Annotated in this window: 6 protein-coding genes, 16 tRNA genes, 1 rRNA gene and 1 other RNA gene; 23 read left to right on the top strand and 1 reads right to left on the bottom strand. The window is 43.5% G+C overall.

Annotated elements, in window-relative coordinates:
- The first annotated feature begins 26 nt into the window (after positions 1-26).
- From rrf to recR, 21 genes are all read left to right on the top strand, one after another.
- A 5S ribosomal RNA gene (gene rrf / locus BN1691_RS00105) occupies positions 27-143 on the top strand.
- 8 nt (positions 144-151) lie between these two features.
- Positions 152-227, top strand: a tRNA-Asn gene (locus BN1691_RS00100).
- 4 nt (positions 228-231) lie between these two features.
- A tRNA-Met gene (locus BN1691_RS00095) sits at positions 232-308 on the top strand.
- Positions 309-322: 14 nt separating this feature from the next.
- Positions 323-399: transfer RNA gene (locus BN1691_RS00090), tRNA-Met, on the top strand.
- 63 nt (positions 400-462) lie between these two features.
- Positions 463-555, top strand: a tRNA-Ser gene (locus BN1691_RS00085).
- Between the two features lie 13 nt (positions 556-568).
- Positions 569-643: transfer RNA gene (locus BN1691_RS00080), tRNA-Glu, on the top strand.
- Between the two features lie 4 nt (positions 644-647).
- Positions 648-723 (top strand) — tRNA-Val (locus BN1691_RS00075).
- Positions 724-727: 4 nt separating this feature from the next.
- Positions 728-804 (top strand) — tRNA-Asp (locus BN1691_RS00070).
- A 39-nt stretch (positions 805-843) separates the two neighbouring features.
- Positions 844-919, top strand: a tRNA-Phe gene (locus BN1691_RS00065).
- Between the two features lie 21 nt (positions 920-940).
- A tRNA-Thr gene (locus BN1691_RS00060) sits at positions 941-1,016 on the top strand.
- 7 nt (positions 1,017-1,023) lie between these two features.
- A tRNA-Tyr gene (locus BN1691_RS00055) sits at positions 1,024-1,108 on the top strand.
- A gap of 9 nt (positions 1,109-1,117) precedes the next feature.
- Positions 1,118-1,193, top strand: a tRNA-Lys gene (locus BN1691_RS00050).
- Positions 1,194-1,204: 11 nt separating this feature from the next.
- A tRNA-Leu gene (locus BN1691_RS00045) sits at positions 1,205-1,289 on the top strand.
- Between the two features lie 31 nt (positions 1,290-1,320).
- A tRNA-Gly gene (locus tag BN1691_RS00040) sits at positions 1,321-1,396 on the top strand.
- A gap of 6 nt (positions 1,397-1,402) precedes the next feature.
- A tRNA-Leu gene (locus tag BN1691_RS00035) sits at positions 1,403-1,491 on the top strand.
- Positions 1,492-1,506: 15 nt separating this feature from the next.
- A tRNA-Pro gene (locus tag BN1691_RS00030) sits at positions 1,507-1,583 on the top strand.
- A gap of 10 nt (positions 1,584-1,593) precedes the next feature.
- Positions 1,594-1,670: transfer RNA gene (locus BN1691_RS00025), tRNA-Ile, on the top strand.
- A 106-nt stretch (positions 1,671-1,776) separates the two neighbouring features.
- Positions 1,777-2,042: signal recognition particle sRNA large type (ffs, locus tag BN1691_RS13965), an RNA gene on the top strand.
- 125 nt (positions 2,043-2,167) lie between these two features.
- Positions 2,168-3,883, top strand: coding sequence for a DNA polymerase III subunit gamma/tau (gene dnaX / locus BN1691_RS00020; RefSeq protein ID WP_048600231.1), 1,716 nt, complete (start codon positions 2,168-2,170; stop codon positions 3,881-3,883).
- A gap of 12 nt (positions 3,884-3,895) precedes the next feature.
- Positions 3,896-4,207: a YbaB/EbfC family nucleoid-associated protein gene (locus BN1691_RS00015; protein WP_048600230.1), complete on the top strand. Its 312-nt coding sequence runs from the start codon at positions 3,896-3,898 to the stop codon at positions 4,205-4,207.
- A gap of 3 nt (positions 4,208-4,210) precedes the next feature.
- Complete coding sequence (gene recR / locus BN1691_RS00010; protein WP_048600229.1) at positions 4,211-4,807, top strand: recombination mediator RecR; 597 nt, start codon at positions 4,211-4,213, stop codon at positions 4,805-4,807.
- A 57-nt stretch (positions 4,808-4,864) separates the two neighbouring features.
- On the opposite strand, the gene BN1691_RS14570 is transcribed toward recR, so the two are convergent.
- Positions 4,865-5,032: a hypothetical protein gene (locus BN1691_RS14570; RefSeq protein ID WP_231638319.1), complete on the bottom strand. Its 168-nt coding sequence runs from the start codon at positions 5,030-5,032 to the stop codon at positions 4,865-4,867.
- 502 nt (positions 5,033-5,534) lie between these two features.
- Between BN1691_RS14570 and BN1691_RS00005 the strand changes: the two genes are divergently transcribed.
- Positions 5,535-5,771: a hypothetical protein gene (locus BN1691_RS00005; protein WP_048600228.1), complete on the top strand. Its 237-nt coding sequence runs from the start codon at positions 5,535-5,537 to the stop codon at positions 5,769-5,771.
- Between the two features lie 82 nt (positions 5,772-5,853).
- Entirely contained in the window at positions 5,854-6,030 is a 177-nt protein-coding gene (locus BN1691_RS14955; RefSeq protein WP_082146903.1) for a pro-sigmaK processing inhibitor BofA family protein, read from the top strand.
- Positions 6,031-6,237 lie beyond the last annotated feature (207 nt).

Here is a 6,237-nt window from a genome sequence, read left to right as displayed (position 1 = left end):
CGAGACAAAGGAATTGATATAAGCTGTCTGGTGATGATTGCAGAAGGGTCACACGCGTTCCCATCCCGAACACGACCGTTAAGCCTTCTCACGCCGAGGGTACTTGGACCGCAGGGTCCTGGGAGAGCAGGTCGTTGCCAGGCAGTTACATTCCACCATAGCTCAGTTGGTAGAGCAATCGGCTGTTAACCGATCGGTCGTAGGTTCGAGTCCTACTGGTGGAGCCATTGTGGCGGCGTAGCTCAGCTGGCTAGAGCGTACGGTTCATACCCGTGAGGTCGTGGGTTCGATTCCCTCCGCCGCTACCAATTCAATTATACATCGCGGGGTGGAGCAGTCCGGTAGCTCGTCGGGCTCATAACCCGAAGGTCGTAGGTTCAAATCCTACCCCCGCAACCAATCAAAAACTCGCGAAAACTATAATGTGTTTTATGTCGCTTCAAGGTTTCTAGGTATAGATACGGAGGAGTACCCAAGTCCGGTTGAAGGGGTCGGTCTTGAAAACCGAGAGGCGGGTCAAACCGCGCGGGGGTTCGAATCCCTCCTCCTCCGCCATAAAAATAAATAAGGCCCGTTGGTCAAGCGGTTAAGACACCGCCCTTTCACGGCGGTAACAGGGGTTCGAATCCCCTACGGGTCACCAATATGGACGATTAGCTCAGCTGGGAGAGCATCTGCCTTACAAGCAGAGGGTCGGCGGTTCGAACCCGTCATCGTCCACCATTTTGGAGCTGTGGTGAAGCTGGAGTTCACGCCGGTCTGTCACACCGGAGGTCGCGGGTTCGAGTCCCGTCAGCTCCGCCATTTTTCTCTTTAAAAACAGATTAATAAGTTAATAGAGTTGGTTCGGTAGCTCAGTCGGTAGAGCAGAGGACTGAAAATCCTCGTGTCGGCGGTTCGATTCCGTCCCGAACCACCACTTTCAACACAAATTAATGAAGCCGGTGTAGCTCAATTGGTAGAGCAACTGACTTGTAATCAGTAGGTTGGGGGTTCAATTCCTCTCGCCGGCACCATTACTTTGGAGGGATACCAAAGTGGCCAACTGGGGCGGACTGTAAATCCGCTGGCTTTGCCTTCGTAGGTTCGAATCCTACTCCCTCCACCACTATGTTATGAGCCATTAGCTCAGTTGGTAGAGCACCTGACTTTTAATCAGGGTGTCACAGGTTCAAATCCTGTATGGCTCACCATTGTCTCACCTGCGGGTGTGGCGGAATTGGCAGACGCACTAGAATCAGGGTCTAGCGCCTTACGGCGTGGGGGTTCAAGTCCCTTCACCCGCACCATTTCATGGTTTATGAAGTTTCTAGTCGACATGCGGAAGTAGCTCAGCTGGTAGAGCACAACCTTGCCAAGGTTGGGGTCGCGGGTTCGAGTCCCGTTTTCCGCTCCATATGATGCCGGGGTGGCGGAACTGGCAGACGCACAGGACTTAAAATCCTGCGGTAGGAGACTACCGTACCGGTTCGATTCCGGTCCTCGGCACCACATTTTTATTGCGGTCGGGAAGTGGCTCAGTTTGGTAGAGCACCTGGTTTGGGACCAGGGGGTCGCAGGTTCAAATCCTGTCTTCCCGACCATATAAATTATGGGCCCATAGCTCAGCTGGTTAGAGCGCACGCCTGATAAGCGTGAGGTCGGTGGTTCGAGTCCACTTGGGCCCACCATCACTTCATCTCTTTATGAAGTGTTTTTTATTACCTGCTTAATTTTCTTGTGTTCGAAGATTGGGTTGTGTTATGATTGATTCAATCAAATATGTTCACAAATTTGCCGTGCTAGACGGGGAGGTAGCGGTGCCCTGTACCCGCAATCCGCTATAGCGGGGTTGAATTCCTGCTTGAGGTATATCTTATGCGAGGTCTGGCTTGTGTAAGTAGTGTTGACAATTGGGTCCTACGCAACGAGAACCCATGAACCCGGTCAGGTCCGGAAGGAAGCAGCCGTAAGTGGACCCTCTCGTGTGCCGTAGGGTAGCCTGGTTCGAGCTAACTGCATAGGTAACGCTCGGGTGTGGTATATCGATGGCAGGTGCACGGTAATTACAATATAAAATTTAAACACATCATTTTTGATGTGTTTTTTATTTTGGGGAATATTTGGCGTTGTGAATATTGCTATAGTATAATAATGAGGATCAACTATCCCAATTGGAGTGTTTTGCATGGCATATAAGGCTCTATATCGAGTTTGGCGTCCTCAAAAATTTTCAGATGTATTCGGACAGGAGCATGTTGTACATACATTACAAAATGCTTGTCGAGAAAATCGTATTGCCCATGCGTATTTGTTAAGCGGACCTAGGGGTACAGGCAAAACCACAGTAGCTAAACTCTTGGCAAAGGTAGTTAACTGCGCTACATGGCCAACGGATGAACCATGTAATGAATGTGAAGCCTGTGTTGGGATTACAAATGGGAATATCGTGGATGTAATCGAAATAGATGCTGCATCAAACCGGGGAATCGAAGAGATTCGGAATATTCGTGAACAGGTGAAGTACGCTCCAACACAAGTACGAAAAAAAGTCTACATCATTGATGAAGTCCATATGTTAACAACAGAAGCATTTAATGCTCTATTGAAAACCTTGGAGGAGCCACCTCCACATGTCCTCTTTATTCTTGCAACCACAGAACCACATAAGCTTCCGATGACGATTATTTCTAGGTGCCAACGCTTCGATTTTCATCGTATTCGCCAAGAAGAGATGGTAAAACGAATGCGTCAAATATGTAAAGAGGAAGAGATTAAGATTACACCAGCAGCACTCTCCTTTGTTGCAAAGGTTGCTGCTGGAGGTATGCGTGATGCACTAAGCTTACTAGATCAAGCTTCTTCTATACATCAAAAGGAAGTTGATCTCGATCAAATCCTTGAAATTACAGGGGCCATTCCGTCTTTAACCATCTCAGAAATGGCAGAAGCTGCATTGCGAGGAGATGCAAAACTTTTACTAGAACGCATTGATCAATTAATGAATGAAGGAAAAGATGCTGAACAGCTATTAAAGGATACGTTACAATACTATCGTGATATGATGATTTATAATATGGCTCCAGGGTTAGAGGAAATCAAAGAGCGTGTTGAACAAGATTCTAAGTTTCCAGAGGTAGCAAGGCAATATCAGACTACGTCATTACATCGAATTATTGAAGGGCTTAATTCAATATTGTACAGCATGAAGTGGACTCAGCACCCGCAAATCCTGTTGGAAATGGCGTATCTTAAAATTGTTGATCAGGAATCAGGAATTAATGTTAGTGAGGATACAACGTCAGCAATTGCCGAATTGACTAGTCGACTGGAGGCATTGGAAAAAAGAATTGATCAGATGACTCAACAAGTAGTCAATCCAAAAGAACGTACACTTTCTGTGGTACGTGAAGCAAAGAAGCAAGCAACTAAGGTACACCAACATACAGCAGGTGGAGATTTACGATCAATATCATTGATTCAACATTTCCTACAACGTTATCAGCCAGAACAAACCGAAGAGATGATTCAGCAATGGGATCGTGTCCTGCTTGCCATTAAGGAAAGACGTGTTCAAGCGCATGCATGGTTAATGAATAGCGAGATCGTAGCACTTACTGATCAAGAGATCCTGTTAGCCTTTAAGAATGAAATTCATCGGGTGACAACAGAAACTAAGCATAAGGATTTGATAGAGGAAACCATCAATGAAGTACTTGGTATACCCTATCAGATTCGCACCGTGATGAAGGAAGAATGGGATCGTGCGAAAGAGAACCATGTACCTAGTTCAACTGACGAAGCTATCCATACTAAAGAGGCTAAGCAGGAGGCATCGTCATCACCATTGCTTCAGCAAATCATTAAAATGGTTGGAAATGATGTTATACAGACAAAACCTTAGGAGGAATTTCAAATGAAAAATATGAATCAGATGTTAAAGCAAGTAAAAAAAATGCAAGCACAGATGGAAAAGGCGCAAGAGGAGTTAAAGAATAAGACGGTTGAGGCCTCAGCTGGTGGCGGAATGGTTAAGATTGTTATGAATGGCCATAAGGAGATCCAATCTATAGAAATTGCTCCCGAAGCAGTGGATCCAGAGGATGTTGAGATGCTACAGGATTTAATCTTGGCTGCATTCAATGAGGCAATGAAACAGGCAGATGAATTAGCACAAAATGATCTCGGAAAATATGCCGGAAACTTTAATATTCCAGGACTGTTTTAATCCATGTTCTATCCCAAGGATATATCAAATCTAATTGATGGTTTTATGAAATTGCCTGGCATTGGGCCTAAAACAGCCACTAGATTAGCCTTTTTTGTTCTAAATATGAGAGAAGACGATGTTTTAGAGATCGCGAAATCATTAGTCAATGTAAAACGTAATCTTCATTACTGTTCCATATGCTGCAATATTACAGATGTAGATCCATGCCATATCTGCAGTGACCCAAAACGTGATCAAACTACAATTTGTGTAGTTCAGGATCCGAAAGACGTGGTGGCAATGGAAAAAACAAGGGAATACCATGGCTTATATCATGTCTTGCATGGTGCAATATCACCAATGGATGGACTTGGCCCCGAGGATATCCGTATTCCTGAATTACTAAAACGTCTAGAGGCGCCTGAGGTCAAGGAGTTAATTATGGCGACGAACCCCACAATTGAAGGAGAAGCTACCGCCATGTATATTCATCGGTTGGTTAAGCCATTCTCACTTAGCGTTACACGGATTGCTCATGGGTTACCAGTAGGTGGGGACCTAGAATATGCGGATGAGGTAACATTAAGCAAAGCATTGGAAGGCCGAAGAGAACTATAACAACACAGAAAAGAACTCTACATACGGTAGAGTTCTTTCTTATTTTCATCGCTGTTATCATGAAAACTTGTTTGGAAATTGGCTGACGATACCTTCTGCTAATACATCAGCCATTTCTAGAGCTTGCTTCTCAATTTCATCGTAGGTAGCGATATCAGCCTCATAATTCTTTTTAAGTATTTTAACTGCTTCAGATTTGGTCAAGTCAAGGTGTCTGTGGAGCATTTTTTTTCATCATAGTAAGGCTTTAGTGCTTTTTTAAAATCTAGTGGATTTCTAAGGAGTCGTTTAGTCACAAAATCTACATCTGGTAATCCAGCGATAATACTTATGATGGTCATCCTAGTCCAAGCAATATGTTGCTCCCACAGCATACGAAGATGATTAAGATCGATTCCTGGATTAAGTGTACTGATCGCTTTAACTGTAGTATGGTACCTGCTAGCTAGTAACCATGTAGAGTCATAGGGTTGAACCGTATGGAATAACATACCTTTCGAGGATTCATACAATTTTCTCACCACACAATAAATATTTTTAGATTATTATATTGGATGTGGTTCAGAAGGTGCCTTGTATATTTCTTGTGAGCACCAAAGTAATGTGCTTTCCAGCATTCTATTTACTTAAGGATTTTTCTATCTCAATATCCGAAAAGTGTAAACATAAAGGCGTATCAACCGCATACGATATAAAAAGACAATCATGGGATGAGGGGATGGCTTGGATGATGCGATGGTTACCGTGGACAGAAAAAAGGCGTCAGCAGCTATTTGAACGAAGGATTCTTTTTCAATATCAATTACTCCAAAACGAATGGAAAACCTTGCTGTATCAGATTGAGCAAGAAGGACCTGAGAACGATGAACTATGGGAGCGTTACCAAGTTGCAGAAGAAGAGTATTGCGAAATAATTCGCTACTTCAAACGATTAAATTCTCAGCATGGGAAAAGAATTTCCTGAGTGATGCTGCATATCATGTATATTTCTAAATCAAGTTTTCAGTGGGAGGGTGAGTACTATTTCGAGTATTGATTGGAGACAAATGAGTCGATACCTAAATTATCTCACTTTCTCTATACTTACATTATTTTTGGTCAATGCTATAGGAGACACTTTTAACTTTTCTATCGGTATCAACATTATTACTGTTTTATTGCTTACTTTGCTTCGCCTTCCAGGACTACTCTTATTAATCACTTTACGCTTACTCTTGCTCTAGACTCCACACCTTGGAGTCTTTGGAAACTTTATTTTTTAAATTTAGTATTGCAATCGAAAGCACATCTGTGTTAATATAGTTTTTGTCGCCGCGATAAACGGCAACACAAGAACATCGGCTACAATCGCAACATCCTGTTGCAACGCCGATAAAAACTACAGAGCATTACCAACAGGTTTTTATGCTCTGTGAGCAATATATCATTTC

Source organism: Rubeoparvulum massiliense (assembly GCF_001049895.1).
Classification (GTDB): Bacteria; Bacillota; Bacilli; order Rubeoparvulales; family Rubeoparvulaceae; genus Rubeoparvulum; species Rubeoparvulum massiliense.
The sequence above is the reverse complement of the archived record's forward strand: the minus strand, read 5'-3'. Positions and strand labels throughout refer to the sequence as shown.

Bases quoted from the DNA above. Each gene is read 5' to 3' on its own strand.
- dnaX (WP_048600231.1), top strand. From the start codon at position 2,168: ATGGCATATAAGGCTCTATATCGAGTTTGGCGTCCTCAAAAATTTTCA.
- BN1691_RS00015 (WP_048600230.1), top strand. From the start codon at position 3,896: ATGAAAAATATGAATCAGATGTTAAAGCAAGTAAAAAAAATGCAAGCA.
- recR (WP_048600229.1), top strand. From the start codon at position 4,211: ATGTTCTATCCCAAGGATATATCAAATCTAATTGATGGTTTTATGAAA.
- BN1691_RS14570 (WP_231638319.1), bottom strand. From the start codon at position 5,032: ATGCTCCACAGACACCTTGACTTGACCAAATCTGAAGCAGTTAAAATA.
- BN1691_RS00005 (WP_048600228.1), top strand. From the start codon at position 5,535: ATGATGCGATGGTTACCGTGGACAGAAAAAAGGCGTCAGCAGCTATTT.
- BN1691_RS14955 (WP_082146903.1), top strand. From the start codon at position 5,854: ATGAGTCGATACCTAAATTATCTCACTTTCTCTATACTTACATTATTT.